Raw genomic sequence first — 21,092 nt, 5'->3', positions numbered from 1 at the left:
TAGCGGCTTTTTAATGTTTGATAAACAGTATTCTTTAACTCGCAAAGATTGGCCCGGTAGTAATTCCCCAAAGCAACACAGCGCCAGTCATCAAGATAACCATTAGCACTAGCCCGCAGGTTACAACTGAACTTGAATAAATGAAGCCTTTTTCTTTGGGCAGTTGCATCAGCACGGGTACACCAGAGAATAGTAGGTATACCGAATAGCTTAAGCCCACTAAAAGCGCCGCCATTACCACCCAAAGTTCAGTGTACAGGCCTGCAAAACCAACCATAAATAATGGCGTAGCAGTATAAGCAGCTAACTCTAATGATTGCGCAAAGCTTGTTGATGATTCGAACGCATGAGCAAGTTTGTGAATAACAACCGCCAATGAAACCACACCAGCAACTAAACCAAAGTACATAGCTGCTGCCATCGTTAGCGCAGTACCTTCACTTAGTTTAATTAGGTTACCACTACCCATACTCCAACCTGTATAGGCTGATGAGTAGTAAGCCACGATGGTAGGAATTAGCGCAATAATAGCAATATGACTGAATGCATAGAAAAAAGTGTCATGACGCTTATCAACATTACGGCATTCTTCTTTAGGGTGGGTATACATCCCAATTACGTGATTTAAAAGCATTGTCCTTAGCCTCTGAGAAAGTCTGAAGAGTATAATTTTTTATAATAATCAATGTTAATACTAAAGTATAAAATGCAACATTTAATTTACACTCTGATTTTGCTACATGATGCTCAATCAGTCAAATAAATAGTGATAAAAATGAAGGATAAATGACAGTTTTAATACTAATTTACTAGGGTGCACCATAATGGGTAATTCAAAGCTTAAATTATGGCTGTTTACGTATTGGTTTATAGCAATAGAGAATAAGGAAGTGGAAGTAACGAGTAGAGTCGGGGCAACAAACTAAAGCGGAAGATAGAACGAAAGGAATAAAACAAATAGCCTACAAAGAACAAAAATAAAAGCAATACAGATAACGTGGCTTAACACCACGCTATGTTATTCAGTAAGTAATAAGTCTATAGGGTTAGGCTGGCAAACCACTATGAAATTTAAAGTCTTCATCTGGTGAAGATATTAATTCAGCCTCTACTTCACCAAAGTACGCAACTCTCTCAGAAATATCTTTGCCCGCAATATCGGTGGCAAGGGATAAGTAGTCTTGATAATGCCTCGCTTCAGAGCGAAGTAGTGAAATATAGAATTCACCAAGTTTTTCATCAACGTGAGGTGCTAATTTCGCAAACCGCTCACATGAACGTGCTTCAATATACGCACCGCATATTAATTTATCGACTAACGCATCAGGCTCGTGGGTTTTCACATGCCTTAATAACCCTTTGGCGTAACGTGAAGGGGTTATGCTTCTATACTCAATGTCGAAATGGTCCATCATTTCCAATACTTGATAGAAGTGGTGTAACTCTTCTTTAATCAGTAGCACCATTTTATCGATAAGATCTTGGCCGTATTTAGAATCAGAGCGTGGAATAACAGACTTAGACAATTTGTTTTTAGACGGTAAGTCTCGCCAATCACCTTCGCGCTTATACACATATTGCTCGAAAGGCTGTAGCCACGCTAGCAGGGCATCGCCACTTTCTTTATCTACGGCATATTTTCGAATAAGAAACATGGCCGACTGAGATGCTTTAAGCTCACAAATCAAATGATCTAAAAGCAGCATCGAAAAGTTTTCAGGCTTGGTAGCTTCTTCAACCCATTCATCTGGTGTTGTAGCGTGTAAAAACGTATTTATGGGGGCGAGTAATTCTGTCGTATTCACTGTCTTTAAAACTAAATTAGGGCTAACGTAAACCGTAACTGTACCACACTTGAAACAGCGGCTGGCGATGGAAATGCATTAAACTATTAACACCCTCGAAGGTTGCCTGTTTAGCTTTGGCCTTTCGCCCTTCGATCATCATCCCTTGAATTATTAGCTAATTTTGATTTTTCGTTTGGAAAACATCTTTTGTTTTGGCCGTTCCAATCACATCACGAAATAGCAGCATATCTAAATATCGCATTGATGCTCCCGGATAAAACCCTGTTTCACTCACAAACGTTTTTGGGTTTTTAAATGTCCCGAAAATAATGTCAAAAATAGGTAAGTCTGAATAGTTGTAGCGATGCACTCCCTTTTTATGATGAAAAGAGTGACTTTCGGGCCTTTGTATAAGAAACCCTAACCATTGGGGAGTTCTAATATTTGTATGCTGAAAGATAGCTAAGAAAGAACTCAGAAGAAGGAAGTAGGTACTGGCCTCGGGGCTAACGCCTGCAAATACTACCAAAGCAAGGCTACCTAATGCCGTAAAGCCAATCATATCGAATGGACTAAAATAAAAAGCACCGAATGTATCAATGCGTTCTGCGCTATGATGAAATTGGTGAAATATTCGCCATAGCCATCGATTTTCATGAATAGCACGATGCCAACCGTAGAGTAAGAGTTCGAATACTAAGAGGGCAATGATACAAGCTGCAAACGGATTTATGTTGGTGAGATTGAATAGTTGATACTGGTAAAGGTGGGTGTCCCACATAAGTGGTAAATAACTCGATGCGTAGAAATATATTACGAAGGTAATTAAGGCTCGCGCCTGCCAATACTTAGTTGGCGGTAATGTTCTTGCTGGTCTCAAGGTTTCAATCACGATAAGTAAGAAATACAAAGCGAAGAAACTAAGAGATGTTGGGTCTAAAAGTAAGGCTATAGGGTTTGGCATGTGTTCCTCCAGTAAGCGCTAACAGGTGCCGCTAAATGTATGTATTACTTTAGAGCTGGCTCTGTGGAGAAACCTGAGGTTTAAGTAATCATTAGCTAAAAAATAGCTAACGATTATGTAACTAAAGCGCATTGGCGTTAGGTTATCGAACTAACGTTGCTAATCTTTTGCAAAAGGCGATGAATAAAATGATTTACCAAGTGGTAGATTTTCAAATAGACACAGCAAACTTTGTCATCGTAAAGCATGGCGAACCCGTGGCAGTAGAGCCTAAGGTTTTCGATTTAATAGTGTATCTTATTGAACACCGCGACCGGTTAGTGACGCGTGATGAGTTATTTAATGCAGTTTGGTCAGGTAGAGAGGTGTCAGACACCACACTTAGCAATCACATAAAAGCCGCAAGAAAGTTGTTCGGTGACAATGGCGAGATGCAAAAAATCATCACTACCTTGCGTGGTAGAGGTTATCGATTTGTCGCGACAGTAACGCAGCAAGAAAATACGCCTTACCCTGAGCACGCTTCAGCGAATGGTAATTCTGTACCAAAAAATTTTAGCGCTTTTATAAATTATCTATTCTCGAACGCCGCAATTGTGCTTTTCCTTACATTTCTGGCATTGATGGCATTGCTGCTAGGTCTAGGCTTCATTACTTATAACAAGGGCTCAGCAGAAACTGATAACCAAAATATACAGCCCTACATTTTGGTATTGCCGTTTAACGTATCAAGTAATAACGATAAAAAGTGGCGTCCCTTTGCAGAGCAAATAACCAGAGAAATGATTACAAAATTTGGACACTTACCTGAGCTTCGCGTGGTGCCTTCATCTTCAGCATTCGCTTTTAAGAACGATAAAACGTTGACGAATATTAAAACAAAAATTCCAAACGTTACGCATGTTTTAGACGCGACCGTGAATGTAAGCTCGCAAGGCAAGGTTAAGGTTGCTGCTACGCTATTTAGCCTTGAAACTGGTGCGCTTATTTGGGATCAGGCTTTTTTAGGGCAAGTTAATGACACGAATTTTTTCTCAATTCAATCTGATATTGCCAGTGGCGCTGCCTTGTCTTTGTCAGTTGCGATTAGCCCCAAAATGGAAGAGGCACTGTATGCGCTGCCTACTAATAACTTAGCCGCGTATGAATTATACGTAGAAGGGCAACAGCAAATGAATTTGTTAAGTCATGAGCCTTTACGTAAATCCGTTGAGCTTTTTAGTGATGCTATTGCTCTTGATCCTTCTTTTGAAGCTGCTTTTGTGGCAAGAGCAAACGCCTATCGCCTAATTATGTCTTATTTTGAAACACCCAGTGCAGTGCTTCCCATGGTGGTGAGTAGCGTACAAGGTGCGCTGGCGGTTTCGAGTGAAAACGCTGAGGCGCTGTCTTCACTGGGTCTTGCTTACGTATTTGCGTGGAGGTGGAATGATGCATGGAAAGTACTTAATGCCGCGAAATCGCAAAACTCCGAATTGGTGCTAACCGAGTTAGGCTTCGCTTTGTACTATGCTGGCCTAGGGGATGTTGATGGGGTGAAACAAGCCTTAGGGCGCGCAGATGAGCTTGACCCATTAAATGTGGAATTAGCCGATTGGGGCCACTGGGCATTGGCGATGGTAGGTGATTTTGATGCAGCTCAGGCATGGGCGAGGGCTAAAATAAAGCAACACCCTCGGGTAAGCGTGTTATATAGCGGAGCGAGTGTTTCACTTTCGCTCAAGGGTAAGCATGAAGAAGCCATTGCATTCGCCAAAAAGGGAGTAGCGCTTGCTCCACATTACCCCTTTGCTTTAATTGCACTGTCTCAAGCACATGGTTATGCAGGTGATAAAAGCAAAATAGTGCCGCTATTAAAGCAGGCTGAAAAGTTAAACACATTTATGTGTCCCTACGAAACAGCAATAAGCTACCTTATTCTGGATGAAGTTGATCGTGCCTTCGAGCTGTTAAACAGTGCAGTTTCGTCACGGTCAAACTGCCTAGTATTTAGCAGGTTCGACCCACGTCTTACACCGATAAGGCAAGATGAAAGGTTTGAGGCTTTGCTACACCAAATAGGATTAGATGATGTCTCAATAGCAAGCTATGAACGATAGCGTTAACCGTGCCCCCTTAATCTCGCAATCTTTATTTATACTTTCACGTATAATGAAACAATGAATTACCTCGCACATCTTTTTTTAGCTCAACCCAATGCCGATTCTCATTATGGGAATTTACTTGGCGATTTTCGCAAAGGTATAGTGATCGATACGCTTAATGATGGCGTTAGCAAGGGCTTGGAAAACCACTATACGGTAGATAGGTTCACTGACAATCATGCCAGTGTGAAACAAGCCAAAGCACTCTTTAAACCAGAGCACAGGCGCTTTGCACCCGTGGCGATAGATATGCTGTTCGATCACCTTTTAATTACGCATTGGCAGCAGTTTTCTAATATTCCTTTTCATGCCTTTTGTCAGCAGAGCTTTTCATTATTAGAAGGGAACCTGCATGCTATGCCAAAACCTATGCAGCGAAGTGTTTCCCATATGATTACGCACAATTGCTTTGCAGACTACGCGGAGTTCGAAGGAATAGGTTTCGCTATACAGGCGGTGGCAAAACGCATCCGGTTTAAAAATGATTTTGCGCAGTGTGTGCAAGATATAGAAGCTAATTTTGAAACACTAAATAGTCTTTTCCTTAGCTTTTTCCCCACCTTAATTAAACACATTGAACAGCACGGGCCTGAATTCGGAACGCCAACTGGTCTGATAAAAATTAAAAGCTTGTAAGCAAGTTACGTCGTTATTTAATTCTATCAGCGCTGACAATGCTTGCAGCTACTAGTTGTTTTAATTTTTCTTGGCAATGATCCCTGAGTGTATCTCTTAGCAATCTTACGGCGGGTGTAATGGTTTGCCTGCTTGGGCAAATTAACCATAGTTGAGTGGGTTTAACGATATATTCTGGCAGTAGGGATACCGCGCGACCATTAAGTAGATCGTCGCACATATCCAAGCTCGACTTTACGGCCAAGCCATTACCGTTTACACACCACCTCCGTACCATGTCGCCGTCGTTAGCGGCACGGTTCCCCTGCATCCTGACTTTTACTAGTTCACCGCTGTGCAGGAATTCCCACTCATTGTAAATAATGTCATGCAACTGATAAAAAAGACCGTTGTGCTTAGGTAAATCCGTTAAGGTTTGCGGTGTACCGTGTTTTTCTAAATAAATCGGGGAGGCGACTAGCAACCTAGGTACTTCACATATTTTAAAGCCATACAAACTGGCATCATTTGGTGAGCCATATCGAAGGGCAATATCAACGGGGTCGCGATAAAAGTCGATATTGCTATCGCTCAAATGCAGTTTCATGGTGATGCCTTTGTGTTCATCCATGTAGCTGTTCAGCCAAGGTGATAACACATTTCGACCTAAATCAGACGCCAGCCCTATACGTAGTTCACCTTCAATATTGCCGGTATCTTCTTGTAAATTTTGTTTAGCGTGTTCAAGCATGGTAATTGCTTGCTCGCAAATAGGTAAGTAACGCTCGCCCGCTGCTGAAAGGCGAAGGGAGCGGGTAGTGCGAATAAAAAGGTCGGCACCGAGGGTGCTTTCAACACGTTTAACCGCCGCGCTAGCTGTGGCTGTGCGCATGTCTAGACTAGAGGCGGCGGCAGTAATACTACGAAACTCCGCTACCTTTAAAATAACAATGAGATCTTCAAGTAACATAGATTATCTAATTTTTATTGATAATGTTTCAAATATTGTGCTGTTTAATTTGATTCAGTCAAGGCGTATTATATTTTCATCGCATAGCAATGTGTTCACCAGAACAGCATTTTAGTACCGTTTTTTAGATATTAGAGAGGATTTTTCGATGAAAGCAATTGGATATACTACATCTTTGCCTATTTCAGATACTAACGCCCTTATCGACGTTGAGCTTGCCAAACCTGCAGCATCGGGACGAGATGTGTTAGTTAAAATTAAAGCCATCGCGGTAAATCCAGTCGATTTTAAAATCCGCCAGCGTGTATCGTCTGAAAACGATGAGCCGAAAATTTTAGGTTGGGATGCAGTAGGGGAAGTAGTTGAAGCGGGTAATGATGTTGAAACCTTAAAGGTAGGTGATCGGGTTTACTATGCAGGTGATTTAACACGCCAAGGTACCAATGCTGAATTTCAGTTAGTTGATGAACGTATTGTTGGCCGTGCTCCTAAAAGCTTGTCTAATAGCGAAGCGGCAGCACTTCCTCTTACGGCGATTACTGCATATGAACTATTGTTCCAACATCTAGGGCTTAACAAGCAACAAGCAGGAAATACTAAAAAAACTGATGAAACCGTATTAGTAGTAGGTGCCGCAGGTGGAGTGGGCTCTATTATGCTGCAGCTGCTAAAAACCTTAACCGGTGCCAAGGTTATTGCTACCGCTTCTCGTGAAGGCTCTAAGCAGTGGGTGAAAAGCTTGGGCGCAGATTATGTCGTTGACCATCGCCAGCCATTAGCAGAACAAATCACCGCGCTAAACATTGGGCCAGTTACCCATGTCGCTAGCTTAAATGCTACCGATACTTATCTTGATGCGTACGTAGAAGTGATGAAGCCCATGGGCAAAATTGCCCTTATTGATGACCCTGAAGCGTTAGATATCGCCAAGCTTAAGGCTAAAAGTATTTCACTTCATTGGGAATTCATGTTCACACGCTCTATGTTCCAAACAGAAGATATGAGTGCTCAAGGTGAGTTGCTTTCTGATGTGGCTACATTGATTGATTCTGGCCATGTAAAAACCACGGTAGGTAAGCACCTAGGTAAAATTAACGCGGCAAACTTAATTGAAGCGCATAAAACCCTAGAAGCGGGCACCGCAATTGGGAAAATTGTACTAGAAGGCTTCTAATTTTTCTTTGACGGGTAATTGTTTATCGAGCTAGATGCGATAGCGCTAATTCGGTGCTTCCTAGCTAGTACAATCTAGTTCGGTGCAGTCTAGTTCGGGACAACCTACGCTAGCACAACCTAAGCTGGTTAAGAATAATTTATTCACGTAGCGTGCCAAGCGGTACGCTACGTTTTTCATCTTATCCACATTCTTATTCTGTGCCTGGAAGTGCACAATTTTCAGTAAAAATACTAAACAAGACTATATTTTAAACAAATAGTTGATTGTTTTTGCATTTTCTCGCAGTGGTCAGCTTTTATACCTTAGTGGTTCTGTTATTGTACTAATCCTCAATTCGCTATCTTCTTATTAACAATTTTACCCTACACCTATTGTTAATAAATTCTAAAAAGGCGAGTTGTTAAAAACGGAACTTAAATTATGAATATAAGAAAATTTACCCTAACTCTGTTAACCGTTGGTATCAGCATGTCGCCGTTTACCATACAAGCTAAAGAACACCCTAACCTTATTCTTACCGAGCCTGGTGTGGAAAGAATGAGAGCACATTTAGGTCAAGTACCTTTATTTGATGAAACACTATCTTCAGTTAAAAAAGAAGTAGACGCCGAAATTGCCATGGGCATTGATACGCCTATTCCTAAGGACTTTTCTGGCGGCTATACGCATCAACGTCATAAACAAAACTTCTACACCGCGCAAAAAGCAGGCGTACTTTTCCAAGTTTTGGAAGACGAGAAATACGCGAAATATATTCGTGATATGTTGTTTCAATATGAAGCCATGTATAAAGATTTACCGCTTCATCCTCAAGAGCGTTCTTATTCACGTGGTAAGTTATTTTGGCAATGTCTAAACGACAGTAACTGGCTGGTTTACATGAGCCAAGCTTACGATGCTATTTACGATTACCTTTCAGCGGATGAGCGTGAAACCTTAGAAACTAATCTGTTTCGTCCTTTTGCTGATTTTATCTCGCTAGAGAATCCACAGTTTTTTAACCGTGTTCACAATCATAGTACCTGGGGTATTGCCGCGGTAGGTATGATTGGCTTGGTTATGAATGACGAAGAGCTTATTCAACGTGCTTTATACGGCATTGAAGATGATGGTTTGGTTGTAGGTGGTAAAGATAACGACGGCGGTACTATTAAAGTAGAGGGGCAGCGTAAAGGCTTTTTCGCTAACTTAGAAGAACCTTTCTCACCAGACGGTTATTACACCGAAGGGCCTTATTACCAGCGTTATGCCATGTATCCATTCCTTATTTTTGCATTGGCCATGGAAAACAATCGCCCCGATTTAAAGGTTCTTCAGCACAAAGACAATGTTTTACTAAAGGGGGTTGATGCTTTACTCAACCTTTCTGACGCAGATGGCGAATTCTTCCCAATTAACGACGGTCAAAAAGGCATGTCGTACTACAGTAGCTCGTTAGTCACTGCCGTGGATTTGGCCTATTTTTATGGCAATAAAAGTCCTCAGTTATTAAGCGTTGTAGAGAAGCAAAACGAAGTATTGCTAGACGAATCTGGATTAGCTGCTGCTATCGGTGTTCGAGACGGCAAAGCTAAGCCATTTGTGAAAAGTTCTGTGAACTTAAGCGACGGTATCGACGGCAAGCAGGGCGGAATTGGTGTATTGCGTCATGGTGAAGAAGAATTAACCCTAGTGTTCAAATATGCTGCGCAAGGTTTGAGCCACGGCCATTACGATAAGCTTTCCTATTCATTATATGAAAAAGGTGACGAAGTACTGCAAGATTATGGCTTAGCCCGTTTTGTGAATATAGAGCAAAAAGGCGGTGGTAATTACTTAAAAGAAAATACCACGTGGGCTAAAACAACCATTGCCCACAATACCTTGTCTATCAATGAGAAAAAGCATTTTGATGGTGTGTATGATGTGGCTAGTCAGCATCACTCAGACCTGTTTACCTTTGATGCCGAAGACGAAAACGTAAAAGTAGTCAGTGCGACTGAAGAAAATGCCTACCCAGGCACTAAGATGCAGCGCACCATGGCACTTATCAAAGATGAAAACTTCGAAAAGCCGTTCATGCTGGATATTATGCGTGTTAATTCAGATACCAATAATCAATACGACTTCCCGTATTATTATTTGGGTCAAGTATTAGACACAAACTTTGAATATGAGTCGCCAAGTAGTTTAAGCCCGCTAGGCGACGATAATGGCTACCAACATTTGTACGTGGAAGGGCGTGGTAAAGCGAGCGGCGATAATGCTAAGTTCTCGTGGTTGAGCAATGGAAAGTACTACACGTTAACGACAGTAAGTGATGATAATGATGAAATATTACTTACTCGCATTGGGGCTAACGATCCTGAGTTTAATCTTCGACGCGACCCAGGCATTATGCTACGTAGAACCGACACGCAAGACACCTTGTTCGTATCTGTTATTGAGCCACACGGTTCATACAGCCCAGTGAGCGAATCGTCACAAAATTCAAAAAGCAGTATTGCTGATTTGAAGGTTGTGCTTGATAGCGATAAATATACTGGTGTTTCAATTACCGATGTAAAAGGTGAAAAACAGCTGTTTATTATATCGAATGTGGATGCGTCGAAAAGCGCGAAGCATAGCGTAAAAATAGACGGTAAAAAGGTTGGCTGGACTGGCCCTTACTTTTATCAGTAAGGCCGTTGATACGTGTTTTTGAAACTTAGTTTCGAAATGTACTTGGCTTAGTTGCGTAGCCTAGCTTTTTATAAAGCTAGGCTACGTCAGTAAAGTTAAAAACAGCTGCAATATCAAAAGCAGCTTCAATTATCAAAACTATAATAGCAAAGGCCGCTCTCTCTATGATGAAACTAGCATTAACATGCAGCTTCATAAAAAGAGAGTGCGGCCTTTTTCTTTTTTTCTGAGGTTATTCCTTTGTACTTGTCCCTCTTAATTTATCTCTCTTGTTTTATCCCCATGAACTTATAATAACCGAGTAACGTAATTAAAAAGTGAACGACAAATATTCAGCCAACTCCCTTTGAGTAGTAATGGAATGGTGGCTGTACGGTAAAGGAAAACGCCATGTCTACACTTATTGTGAATGAAGTATCTTACCCCCTCCCTGAAGATCCAAGAACCACCTTACTCGATTTTTTACATCAGCATTTATCTATGTTCGGGGCAAAAAAAGGTTGCGACCATGGCCAATGCGGCGCGTGTACCGTACTACTAGATGGTGAGCGCATAAATGCGTGTCTGGTGTTTGCGTTTCAGCTTGAAGGCAAGTCGGTTACCACTATTGAAGGTATCGCTAAGAAAACTAGCGCTAGCGATGCTCAATTGCATCCACTACAAAAAGCCTTTGTAGAGCGAGATGCGTTTCAATGTGGCTATTGTACATCTGGGCAAATATGTTCGGGCGTGGCGCTACTTGGTGAACTCGCGGCAAAGAACCCCAGTGCAGTAACTTGTAGCGCTGATTACTCACAAAGAGAAGATATTAGCGAAAGAATGAGCGGCAATTTATGCCGCTGTGGCGCTTACCCCAATATTGTTGGTGCGATAGAAGATGTTATTGCTTTGGAGCCACAATAATGAATCCATTTAGCGTACAGCATATTAAACATACTCAAGATATTACCGGTTTATCTACCGAAGACGGCGCCAAGTATGTCGCTGGCGGTACTAATCTTATCGATTTGATGAAATTGCAGGTAGAAACACCGCCTCAATTAGTTAACTTAAGTCAGTGGGAAGACGAGCAAAGTATCACTGAAGAAGATGACCATTTTCGTATTGGTGCCATGGTTACCAATACGGCACTTGCAAACTACGCCTATCACAAGCCGTCACTTTCTCTGTTGTCTCAAGCGTTATTAAGCGGCGCCACAGTGCAGCTTCGAAATAGAGCAACGACAGGCGGAAACTTGTTGCAGCGCACGCGATGCTACTATTTTTACGATACCTCTAAAGCCTGCAATAAGCGCCAACCTGGTTCTGGGTGTGCTGCGTTAACGAGTATGAATCGTATTCATGCCATTTTAGGCACAAGTGACGACTGTATTGCTACACACCCATCTGATATGGCGGTGGCGATGATGGCACTTGATGCGCAAGTTGCATTAACGTCTAAAACTGGCGAGGTGCGAAACATTCCGCTTCGCGACTTTTACTGTGTACCTGGCAGCACGCCGCATATTGAAAATGTACTTAAAGACGATGAAGTTATTACCGCCGTTGTTATACCTAAGCAGCGCCATGGCACACAGTATTATCGCAAAGTGCATGACCGTTCTTCATACGCCTTTGCGCTTGTATCGGTTGGGGCAGGGCTTGTGCTAAAAAACGATACGATTGAAAAGCTCACTTTATCCTTCGGTGGGGTAGGTACTAAACCTTGGTATCCCGCTTCAGCTATTCGAGTACTCACTGGTACTGAATTCTCTGAAGAAGCGCTCGATCTAGCCATTGACGCTGAACTAGCCGATGCAAAGGTGCACGGGAGTAACAATTTTAAACCTGATTTGCTTCGTAATACATTCAAAAGCGTGCTGAGTTCACTTTATGAACGTCAGCGTGAGAATGATGACCATGAAGGGGCGCTTTATGAAAATTGATACCGCAAAGAATGTATTGGGTAAGCCCATTAGTCGTGTAGATGGCATTTTAAAAGTTACTGGGCAAGCACGTTATGCAGCAGAGCAACACTTCGATCAAAAACCGTTAACAGGGTGGTTAGTATCATCCGACACCGCAATTGGTGAAATAACTCAGCTATCAACAGATAAAGCCGAAAATGCTGAAGGCGTACAAGCAGTTTTAACCTACAAAAATGCAGGCCCCCTCAAGCCATTTAGCAAACCAGCGAGCGAAAGTCGTTTCACGCAAAGCAGAGCCGTATTAAATGAGCCTCATATTCGGCATTTTGGTGCGCCAGTTGCTTTAGTGATTGCCGATACATTAGAGCAAGCGCGTTACGCGGCAAGCCTAGTTGAATATACCATTGATGCTGAAACTCCCGATTTACTCTTATCTCCAGAACAAGCCACTACAGTGCCAGATTCTCTTGATGGTGGATTTGAAGCTGATGTGGAAAGTGGCAACAGCGACCATGATAAAAAAGCTGTGTCGATAGATGTTGACTACACCACACCCTCTCAAATTTCTGCTGCCATGGAGCCCCATGCCACCATCGCTAATTTTAATGGTGAAAAACTTACGGTGTACACCAGTGTGCAAATTATCGCATCAGCAGTAGAGGCATTAGCGGTAACTTTCGAATTGGATACAGAGAACATTGAGGTAAAAAGCCCCTTTGTTGGCGGTGGGTTCGGTTCAAAACTAGGCTTGCATTACGATGCCGTATTGGCTTGTTTAGGAGCTCGATATCTTAAGCGGCCGGTGAAGGTTGTACTAAGTAGACGACAGGTATTTTATAACTCGCCTCATAGAGGAAATAGCTTTCAATCTATGCAGCTGAGCTGCGATAGCGATGGCTTTTTAGGTGATGTTCAGCATGAAAGTGCGATGCCAAAAGCAAAAGGCTACGAATTTGCCGAGGCCACAGGTGCTGGTGCGCGGGTAACCTATAGCGCAGAGCATATAAAAAGCACGCATCGCGTTAAAGATGCCGACATACCGCTTATTGATTCTACTCGCTCACCTGGTGACGCCATTGGTTCACTTGCATTTGAGTCGGCTATTGATGAATTGGCCCTTAAAGCAGGGATAGATCCGCTTACCTTTCGAATTAAAAACTTACCTCAAGTTCACCCAGTAAGCGGCAAGCGTTTTACCACCCATAGGTTGGGAGATTGCTTGCAAGAGGGCGCTCAAAAATTTGGTTGGCAGCATAAGCCTGCTCCCAAAAAAGGTAAAGTGATAGGTCACGGCGTGGCAAGCGCTATGCGGATGAATGTGCTGGTGCCGAGTGCTGCAAGTATTAGTATTGAGAGTACTGGGAGGTTAACCGTGCGCTCGGACATGACCGATATAGGTACGGGTTCTTACACTATATTGGCACAAATCGCTGCGGGTGCTTTTCATACACGGGTAGACAAAGTTGATGTGCAATTAGGCGACAGCAGCTTACCGACTTCCTGTGGCTCTGGCGGTTCGTTTGGTGCAGCCAGTACGGGCTCTGCATTAATGAAAGCCTGTGAGTTGTTGAAACAATCGTTGAAGAAAGCTCTGGAGAAAAAGCTACTTGACTCTGTAGGCGAATTAGCCCTAGAGGGCGACACGCTGGTGGTATATACACGAGACACCCACACTTTTTCAAAGCTAGACACCCACAAAAACCCACAACGTTTTCTCTTAAGCGAACTCATCGACGAAAGCGAATTCCCGTTAACTGAAATAGGTGAGGTGAGCGAAGATGACACAAGTGAAGACGAGCAATATTCCTGTGGTGCCCATTTTGTCGAAGTGGAAGTGGACACCCACACAGGTGAAGTGCGCTTAAAAAGACAATATGGTATTTTTTCAGCAGGTAAAATCCTCAATGAAAAAACGGCGTCGTCACAAATTAAAGGCGGAATGGTTTGGGGAGCAGGGTATGCGCTTACCGAAGCTATTCATCATCACGACGATTCAGCCAGTTTTATCAACCCAGACTTTGGTGAATACCATATAGCGGTAAACCGCGATATTGCTGATGTATCATTAGACTTTTTAGAAACGCCTGATTACGAAGCATCGCCTATTGGCGCTAAAGGTATAGGTGAACTTGGTATCACTGGAGCCGGTGCTGCCATTGCAAATGCTATTGCTGACGCAACCGGTGTAAGAGTAAGAGAGTTTCCCATCACCATGGATAAGGTGATGGAGGGTTTAATGAGTCAGCGCGCGGCTGGGAGCTAACGAGAGAGTTAGCGCTAAAGTTAGTATAAAGCTTGCGTAAATACAGCTATAAACCGCCGCCAGAAATAACCATGAGCTAGTACCTAATAGTACTAGCACTTATTTCCTGAAAAACGCCTAAGATGATGGCGCTTCAAGCAGCGCCATCATTTGTGCTTCATCAATCGTTTCTTCTTCGATAAGCGCATCTGCTAATTTAACGATGTCTTGCCAGTACTTGGTGACTAATTCACTGGTTTTGTCGGTAGCATCAGCAATCCATTCTTGTATTGCTTGTTCAATGTCACTTTCAAATAGTCCTGATTTCGATTGCTTGTTTAAATAATCAATATCTAGATTATACAATTTGGGATGCATACCAAATCTAGCAATGGCAATCCACGCATAGTGAGTGGCTTGAGTTAAGTCGCTGCTTGCTCCAGTATCAATACCGAGTTCGCCGCTATATTCTACTTGGGCAGCACGACCCGCTAAGGCTACACAAGTTAACGCTTCCCAGTGTGCCTTAGTTTGTTTGAGTTCTTGCCCAGCCTCATAAGACACCATTCCCAGAGCTCGCTCTCTGGCAATAATACTAACCTGTTCAATATTGCGTTCGGGCATAAGCAACTTTGAAATTACTGCATGACCAGCTTCATGAATGGCGGTTTCTCGCAAGCGGTCATTGCCGTTATTGTTAGAGCTGTCATTTTGCGTGCTGTTATCTCTAGCTTTAGGCGCACTTTTTGCGCCGTATTTAAGGGTGTTAATTTCTTCTAACAACATGGTGAGGGTGATGGTTTCTACCTTGTTGCGAATAGCCGTGAGTACCGCTTCACGATGAATTTTGTTTAAGTCGGCACCGGTAAGGCCAGTGGTGGGTAATAGCAATGCATTAACATCAATGCCTTCATCATATAATGAATGAGACAATAGCTCAGACAGCAACCATTTTCGGGCGGCTTTATCAGGCGAGGGTACCTCAAGATTCAGATCTAATCTGCCTGAACGTGTAAGAGCAGGGTCAAGCTTATCTTTAAGGTTCGTAGCACCGATAATAAATATTTCGTCTTTTGAAGATGCGAAACCATCAATTTCAACCAGCAATCTGTTTACCAATGCATCGGCTCTAGGGCCCATGGTACCGCGGCTGGGTAGTGCATCAATTTCGTCGATAAATATTATGCACGGCGCGTATTTACGGGCGCGCTCGAAAATGCTGGATATGAAAGACTCCGATAGTATATCTGTGCCAGAGCAAGCAATAAATGGCAACGACGCTTCATGAGCAAAGGCTTTAGCAAGCATGGTTTTGCCTGTGCCTGGTGGGCCGTAAAGCAACATGCCCGCGGGCATTGAAACACCGAGTTCGGTAAGCGTATTTCGCTGTTTAAGCAAACTAGCCACTTCGCCTAGTCTGGATTTTATGTACTTGTGCCCTGCAATATCTGAAAACGCGATATTGGGGAAGTCCATACTGATGCCACCGCTAACGCCCACGTCTTCAGTAAATACAATCTGGTTTACCTGAGGCGCATCGATTGTCACTACCAACTGCTGTGTTTGCTCAGAAGTATTAGATTCACCCGAACTGCCTGGCGAACTACCTTGGACACCCACACCAGTGGAGCTAATTGAGTCACCTTCATTAGGCAAATTAGCTAAGACACCCACATCAAGGTTAGCTGAGACACCCACATCAAAATTAATCGTTTGGTGTTTAAGCGCTAGCTTTTTTGGGTGTTTAATTTCATCGTTTTCAGATAAAAACTGCAGTGCGCTTTCACTCAACTTTACGGTTACCGATATATCGGTCGCCGGCATGTCAGTGGCTAATAGATCATTCGCGCTATTCAAAGAAGCCTGGCGGAAAAAGTCAGTCAGCGGGTCGATGATTAGATGGGAGATACTCGATTTAATATCGCGAACATCAAATAAGGGGGCAAAGTGCAGTAACAATAATTCACATACTTGTTCACTTGGCTGGGTGTAAGTAAGCCCGTATTGCTGAGAGAATTTTTCTATATCTTGCTTAATTTGTACCCACGCAATATCGGCAAGTTTATCAAGAGAAAGGCGATTAAATAAAAGAATACTGCCTTGTGAAAGCCTAGATAGTAACTCACTTGGTATAGCTTTAACTTCTCTTTCACGTTCGATTTTTGTTTCTTTTGCGAGGTGGCTTATAAGCGCCTTCTGCCCTTGACTAGGTTGCTGTTCAAACTGGGTGAGAAATGCCTCGTTATTATAAAGCTGGGTACCTAAATTAGACGTTAGAATAACAATAGCGTTTCTAAAATCAATCGCTTCTTCGGTATGTTCATCGGTTAGAAAGCCGGTTGAAAAAAGCTGCAATATGCTAAGCAACACTTGGCTATGGGCTTTTTCGAATTCATCGAGCACGATAACCGACTTCGGATGTTTTTTAACGAACTGGGTTAAACGACCAGGCTCCGAATCATCGTAAGTCTTTTTACCGCCAATCAAGCCAAACGCTTCATTTGCGTTAGTATACTGAGCCATATCAAACAGCTTATAACCGTAATCATCGTCGATATAGTGGGCAAAACGCTCTGCTAGATAGGTTTTGCCGGTGGCGGGTGGGCCTAAGAAAAGAAAGATCCCTTTTGGGCGCTGCGCCGTGTCTTGCCAATCGTTTTTTACCAGGCTATCGATTAACGCTTCAATGGCAATATCTTGCCCAAATACTTCTTGTGTAAGCTTATTTTTTAACGCTTCAAACTTACTGAGGCGCTTAACAATTTCTGATTCACGACTTTCAGGTAACTTAAAAACCTTATCTTGTAGGTTGCCATCGTTAAAAGCAGGCGAATTCAGAATGGATTCGATGGTTTTAGTTACTTCATCGGTAAAGGGCACCATAGGCAGGGCCTCTACCGCATTTAGCTTATCTAACGTCACGGTGTCTTTGAATTGCTGCGCTAGGTCAAAATGCAGCCTACGAGATAAATTTTTACTTAATATCAGTTTTACGGTATTCGCTTTTTCCGAGTCCACATCGGTGAGACATTCCGCGGCTACTTGGATGTAGGCGAGTTCAATGTGCTTCGCACGCATTTCAACGGCAATATATTTTGCTGTGAGTAATAGGGTTTTCACCAGTAAACTTCCTTTGTATTTAAAAACTGCTATACAGGTTATGTGTTCGTTGCTGGTTTTCTTGCTTTGCCCACATGTTAAAACGGCACGTTATGCCGTTTTTTAACTTACGAATTGATTGACTAAGTATTGTATTTTAAGCCCGATGGTTCGGTATGTTTATCATCTTTATAATATACAATGAAATAACTAAACAGCTTGAAAGTCAATAATTTATACTCCATATTGTTATTTTGAAAAGACTCAAATTCTTTGTAGTTCAAAACGTCTTAAGGTGTCGCCATGGATTTAATTAAAGGGATTTCAGCGCTAATCGCTGATTTTGTCGAACAACAAGATGATTGGAATTCATCATCATCTACTCCCATTTCTATTATAAAAACCGATAACAATTCTTCCTTACCTTACACGTTAGATGTATTCGAACGAGTAGATGACACCAGTCTACGCTTGCACTTACATAGTGAAGAAAACCTTCAAAATGTGGCTCAAGCTGTCCTTGCCAAAAATGGCGGCGATGACTACCTAAATAGTGACGGTCCTTTCCACACAGTTATTGATAGCAAAGGCTTTAGCGTATTGTGCGATGTGTCTGAGGTTAGTTTTGACCAATTTTCAGAAAACTTTGAAGGTATTGTTGGGCGTTTAGAGCAAATGCTTAATGGCGCGGTAAAGCAGGCAATTGAGCTAGTATCTGCAGATGAAAGCGGTGCTGCTACTGGCGATACTGAGTCGGCTTCTGAAGATAGCCAAGTGCCGCGCGATGATGCAACTGAAAGTGCACCGACCGATACTGATATTAGCCAAGTTGAAGCAGTATCACCGAAAGAAGCGATTATTCAATTTCTTAAAAGAAAGGAATGGAAATTCCGAGATAACAGCGAAAGGCAGTCGATTGAACTTGGTATGAATCTAGACAAGTACTCTGACCACGATGGAAAGAGCCTACTGCTAATTAACATCAATTACGGGAACGATGACTTAGTTAGATTTCAAACCCCCATGATGTATAAGTTCGATTTTGCTAAAACGCCGTATTCGCTTATTGCATCTGTCATTGCTTGGTATCAGTTCGAATACAAGTTTCTTTCAATGTCGCTAGACCCATCGGATGGCGAACTAAAAATATCTATCGACATACCCTTAGCAAAAGGCGCGTTGCACCATACTCAAGTGGAGCGCATTGTGGGCTTTATGATTCAGTTTACCGAAGAAACCTTTGATGAACTGTTCGATGACTTACTGCATGCGCCCGAAGATGCGCAAAAGCGCATAGATGGAAAAATATCTGACTACCAACAAAATATTGAAGCGAAGAAATGGGTTAGGCAGTTTGAAACCGATTTAGTGGGCTTGAGCGAAGAGAAGCGTAGTCAGCTGCAACGTGCTTTAGAGGCCCTCAAAGGCTCTGAAGGTAGCGGCGACGAACAGGGCTCTAGCGCTAGTGAAGGTAAAGGGAATAGCAGTGAGAGTTCTCCGCTGGAGGGAATTTGATGTCTAATACATCACCTTCAAAAGCAAAAGGCCCGTTTAAGCATTTTTTGGAATGGCTTGATGAGGCGCACGTTAGCCAGTTAACGCTATCTACTATTCTGTTTGGTTTGATTAGTTTAGTGTTTTTTTGGTTAACCCTTAAATGGAATTTGTTACCTGAAGATCTTATGCCTTCGCGACTTACCCAAGAGAATACGGGATTATTCGATGCGCTAGGGGGGTGGGCATTGGGTTTTGCAGGGGCTTTGGTAGCAATTCGAATAGCTGGCTTGGCTACGAACATTCAACAGAATGATTCAATTCGAGAAGAAATAATTCACTTGAATAGCTCGGTTGAGAAAATTTCGGATATTAATTCAAAGGTTACGCGGTCTATTTACGAAGCTAAACGCGCGTGCACTGCGGTATTGCTTGAGTCTGAAGACATTCTGTTTGAATTACCTGAGCACTTATCGAATTACCATGGTCACAAGCCGCCTCCAAAATCGCTTGAACTTTCCCCTGAAGTATTGAGCAACTTAATTGGTAATTTAGATGGGCTCATTTCTACCATTGAAGAGGCATCACGTGATTTTACATTTCGCTCGTTGTTTGAGTTTGCTCGCTCTCATCCTTCAGACAGTGGCATATTGTTATCGGAAGAAACGCAGTTAGATAATTTTTTCACGCGACAAGACACCCGCGATAATATGCTAAGTATTGTGGCTGAAGATGCACAAATGTACGACTTCATAGAGCAGTTGAACCTTTCATCTAAGAATTTAGGTTTGGGTATTAGCCACTTGAGGAGTAAGAATATTTTAGTGGAATACACTGCAGATTTGAAAAAGCTTCTTGGCTTAGTACATAGTAATGAACTTGAGTATTCAGACGCTGCTTGGCTTCTATTAGGCATGTTTTTGCTGCACGATAAAGTAGACGTACAAGGGCGCACGCGTGTTTACAACACGGGGTTTCTATTAATAAGCTTAGTGCTAGGTAGCTTGCCAAATAGAGTCTTACTTAAAAAGTATTTGGAAGCTCAGCTTGAAGAAGCCAGCATGGAATACACTCGAAGCGGCAAAAAACGACTAGAAGGTGAAGTAGCGAAGCTGTCAGAGCAGCTTTATTACTTGCGCGGCGCTGAAGTTACAGCCGAGACAGCCACAAGTTCAGATAGGACAGCCACAGATAAACCTGCAAACGCTGAAGGCTCTCAATCCGACGCTAAAGGCGCTAAACCTGAGACACCCACCGTTAATTCTGACTCAAATCAAGAGGGTAAAGGAAGCTCTTCAGATTTAGCTGATGTGATCAGCCTATTTAAAACATGCGCCCAAAAAACTGATGTATTAAGAGTGAAGTCGAAAGTCACAGGGCTGAACCAAACGGTTTATAATAATAAATACGAGGACAGTCACAGCGCGTCAAACTCTAAATCGAGAGACAATGGGAAAGAGGGCTCTAAGTCTGTAGAAAGTACGAACTAATTATATTAGCTCAGTCCCTCCAAACATAGACACCTACACTACGCTCCTTTAAGTTTAAAAGGAGTGAACAGTGGGTGTCTCAGCTCAAGTCTTTGTGACTTTGTGGCTCGTCAAAAAGCTAAACGCCCGAACTCCGCGTTCAGTATTAGCAAAACAAGATGATGTAGCAAGCTATGGTTTAAAGCGATATAAATGCGTAGTTATTTAATACGAAAAGTAATATTCGTAATGCATTAACAATGTTTGAATTGTGAAAGTGATAAATCCATCGATGGGTAAAGCTACTTCGAGTTATTGTTGCCAGTTTGTTACTCTCGTATCAAATAGTTTAACTAACTGGTTTCAAGTTTCGTCTGCCTGCGTAAAGCAATGGAAAGGCTAATTGATGTAGAAAATTGATTTTCAATACCTAGCACCATATTGTGCCAGTCTGTATGTTGTAGCCCTGTACGCACTAGAATAGGTGATTGGTTATGGTTGATAACGCCAGTCTTGTTGGCGATTACCTGTCGGCCTGTATTTTCTACCAGCTCCAGGTAGTC

The 21,092-nt window shown here is 42.5% G+C and carries 14 protein-coding genes and 1 pseudogene; 9 read left to right on the top strand and 6 right to left on the bottom strand.

What is annotated here, in order from left to right:
* Nucleotides 1-34: 34 nt before the first annotated feature.
* From Q4561_RS19375 to Q4561_RS19365, 3 genes are all read right to left on the bottom strand, one after another.
* Nucleotides 35-634 carry a Yip1 family protein gene (locus Q4561_RS19375; RefSeq protein ID WP_303462903.1) on the bottom strand — a complete coding sequence of 200 codons (600 nt, stop codon included), beginning with the start codon at nucleotides 632-634 and terminating at the stop codon, nucleotides 35-37.
* A 412-nt stretch (nucleotides 635-1,046) separates the two neighbouring features.
* Entirely contained in the window at nucleotides 1,047-1,805 is a 759-nt protein-coding gene (miaE, locus tag Q4561_RS19370; RefSeq protein WP_303462902.1) for a tRNA isopentenyl-2-thiomethyl-A-37 hydroxylase MiaE, read from the bottom strand.
* Nucleotides 1,806-1,962: 157 nt separating this feature from the next.
* On the bottom strand, nucleotides 1,963-2,751 hold the full coding sequence (locus Q4561_RS19365) for a sterol desaturase family protein (RefSeq protein ID WP_303462901.1): 789 nt from the start codon (nucleotides 2,749-2,751) through the stop codon (nucleotides 1,963-1,965).
* Nucleotides 2,752-2,930: 179 nt separating this feature from the next.
* Between Q4561_RS19365 and Q4561_RS19360 the strand changes: the two genes are divergently transcribed.
* Nucleotides 2,931-4,850: a winged helix-turn-helix domain-containing protein gene (locus tag Q4561_RS19360; protein ID WP_303462900.1), complete on the top strand. Its 1,920-nt coding sequence runs from the start codon at nucleotides 2,931-2,933 to the stop codon at nucleotides 4,848-4,850.
* A 60-nt stretch (nucleotides 4,851-4,910) separates the two neighbouring features.
* Nucleotides 4,911-5,531: an ACP phosphodiesterase gene (locus tag Q4561_RS19355; RefSeq protein WP_303462898.1), complete on the top strand. Its 621-nt coding sequence runs from the start codon at nucleotides 4,911-4,913 to the stop codon at nucleotides 5,529-5,531.
* Nucleotides 5,532-5,544: 13 nt separating this feature from the next.
* Here Q4561_RS19355 and Q4561_RS19350 read toward each other — a convergent pair whose 3' ends face one another.
* The gene (locus Q4561_RS19350) at nucleotides 5,545-6,480 is read right to left on the bottom strand and encodes a LysR family transcriptional regulator (protein ID WP_303462897.1); all 936 of its coding nucleotides are present in this window, start codon (nucleotides 6,478-6,480) and stop codon (nucleotides 5,545-5,547) included.
* Between the two features lie 148 nt (nucleotides 6,481-6,628).
* Between Q4561_RS19350 and Q4561_RS19345 the strand changes: the two genes are divergently transcribed.
* The 5 genes from Q4561_RS19345 (at nucleotide 6,629) to Q4561_RS19325 (ending at nucleotide 14,488) form a co-directional block, all read left to right on the top strand.
* Nucleotides 6,629-7,654, top strand: a complete 1,026-nt coding sequence (locus tag Q4561_RS19345) for a zinc-binding alcohol dehydrogenase family protein (protein WP_303462896.1) — start codon at nucleotides 6,629-6,631, stop codon at nucleotides 7,652-7,654.
* A 423-nt stretch (nucleotides 7,655-8,077) separates the two neighbouring features.
* Nucleotides 8,078-10,318: a heparinase II/III family protein gene (locus Q4561_RS19340; protein ID WP_303462895.1), complete on the top strand. Its 2,241-nt coding sequence runs from the start codon at nucleotides 8,078-8,080 to the stop codon at nucleotides 10,316-10,318.
* A gap of 390 nt (nucleotides 10,319-10,708) precedes the next feature.
* Entirely contained in the window at nucleotides 10,709-11,221 is a 513-nt protein-coding gene (locus Q4561_RS19335; RefSeq protein ID WP_303462894.1) for a (2Fe-2S)-binding protein, read from the top strand.
* Nucleotides 11,221-12,243: a xanthine dehydrogenase family protein subunit M gene (locus Q4561_RS19330; RefSeq protein ID WP_303462893.1), complete on the top strand. Its 1,023-nt coding sequence runs from the start codon at nucleotides 11,221-11,223 to the stop codon at nucleotides 12,241-12,243. The genes Q4561_RS19335 and Q4561_RS19330 overlap by 1 nt, the downstream gene beginning before the upstream one ends.
* The gene (locus tag Q4561_RS19325) at nucleotides 12,233-14,488 is read left to right on the top strand and encodes a xanthine dehydrogenase family protein molybdopterin-binding subunit (protein ID WP_303462892.1); all 2,256 of its coding nucleotides are present in this window, start codon (nucleotides 12,233-12,235) and stop codon (nucleotides 14,486-14,488) included. Before Q4561_RS19330 ends, Q4561_RS19325 begins: the two co-directional genes overlap by 11 nt.
* Nucleotides 14,489-14,605: 117 nt before the next feature.
* Here the strand turns inward: Q4561_RS19325 and Q4561_RS19320 are convergent, their stop codons facing one another.
* Nucleotides 14,606-17,587, bottom strand: a complete 2,982-nt coding sequence (locus Q4561_RS19320; protein WP_303462891.1) for an AAA family ATPase — start codon at nucleotides 17,585-17,587, stop codon at nucleotides 14,606-14,608.
* A gap of 282 nt (nucleotides 17,588-17,869) precedes the next feature.
* Between Q4561_RS19320 and Q4561_RS19315 the strand changes: the two genes are divergently transcribed.
* Both Q4561_RS19315 and Q4561_RS19310 read left to right on the top strand, forming a co-directional pair.
* The gene (locus tag Q4561_RS19315; RefSeq protein ID WP_303462890.1) at nucleotides 17,870-19,081 is read left to right on the top strand and encodes a hypothetical protein; all 1,212 of its coding nucleotides are present in this window, start codon (nucleotides 17,870-17,872) and stop codon (nucleotides 19,079-19,081) included.
* Complete coding sequence (locus Q4561_RS19310) at nucleotides 19,081-20,550, top strand: hypothetical protein (protein WP_303462889.1); 1,470 nt, start codon at nucleotides 19,081-19,083, stop codon at nucleotides 20,548-20,550. The genes Q4561_RS19315 and Q4561_RS19310 overlap by 1 nt, the downstream gene beginning before the upstream one ends.
* Before the next feature lie 332 nt (nucleotides 20,551-20,882).
* Here the strand turns inward: Q4561_RS19310 and Q4561_RS19305 are convergent.
* A pseudogene (locus Q4561_RS19305) lies at nucleotides 20,883-21,092 on the bottom strand (transposase); the annotation flags it as partial.

The sequence above is a fragment of the Alteromonas sp. 1_MG-2023 genome (genome assembly GCF_030547075.1).
Taxonomy (GTDB): Bacteria; Pseudomonadota; Gammaproteobacteria; order Enterobacterales; family Alteromonadaceae; genus Alteromonas.
The sequence above is the reverse complement of the archived record's forward strand: the minus strand, read 5'-3'. Positions and strand labels throughout refer to the sequence as shown.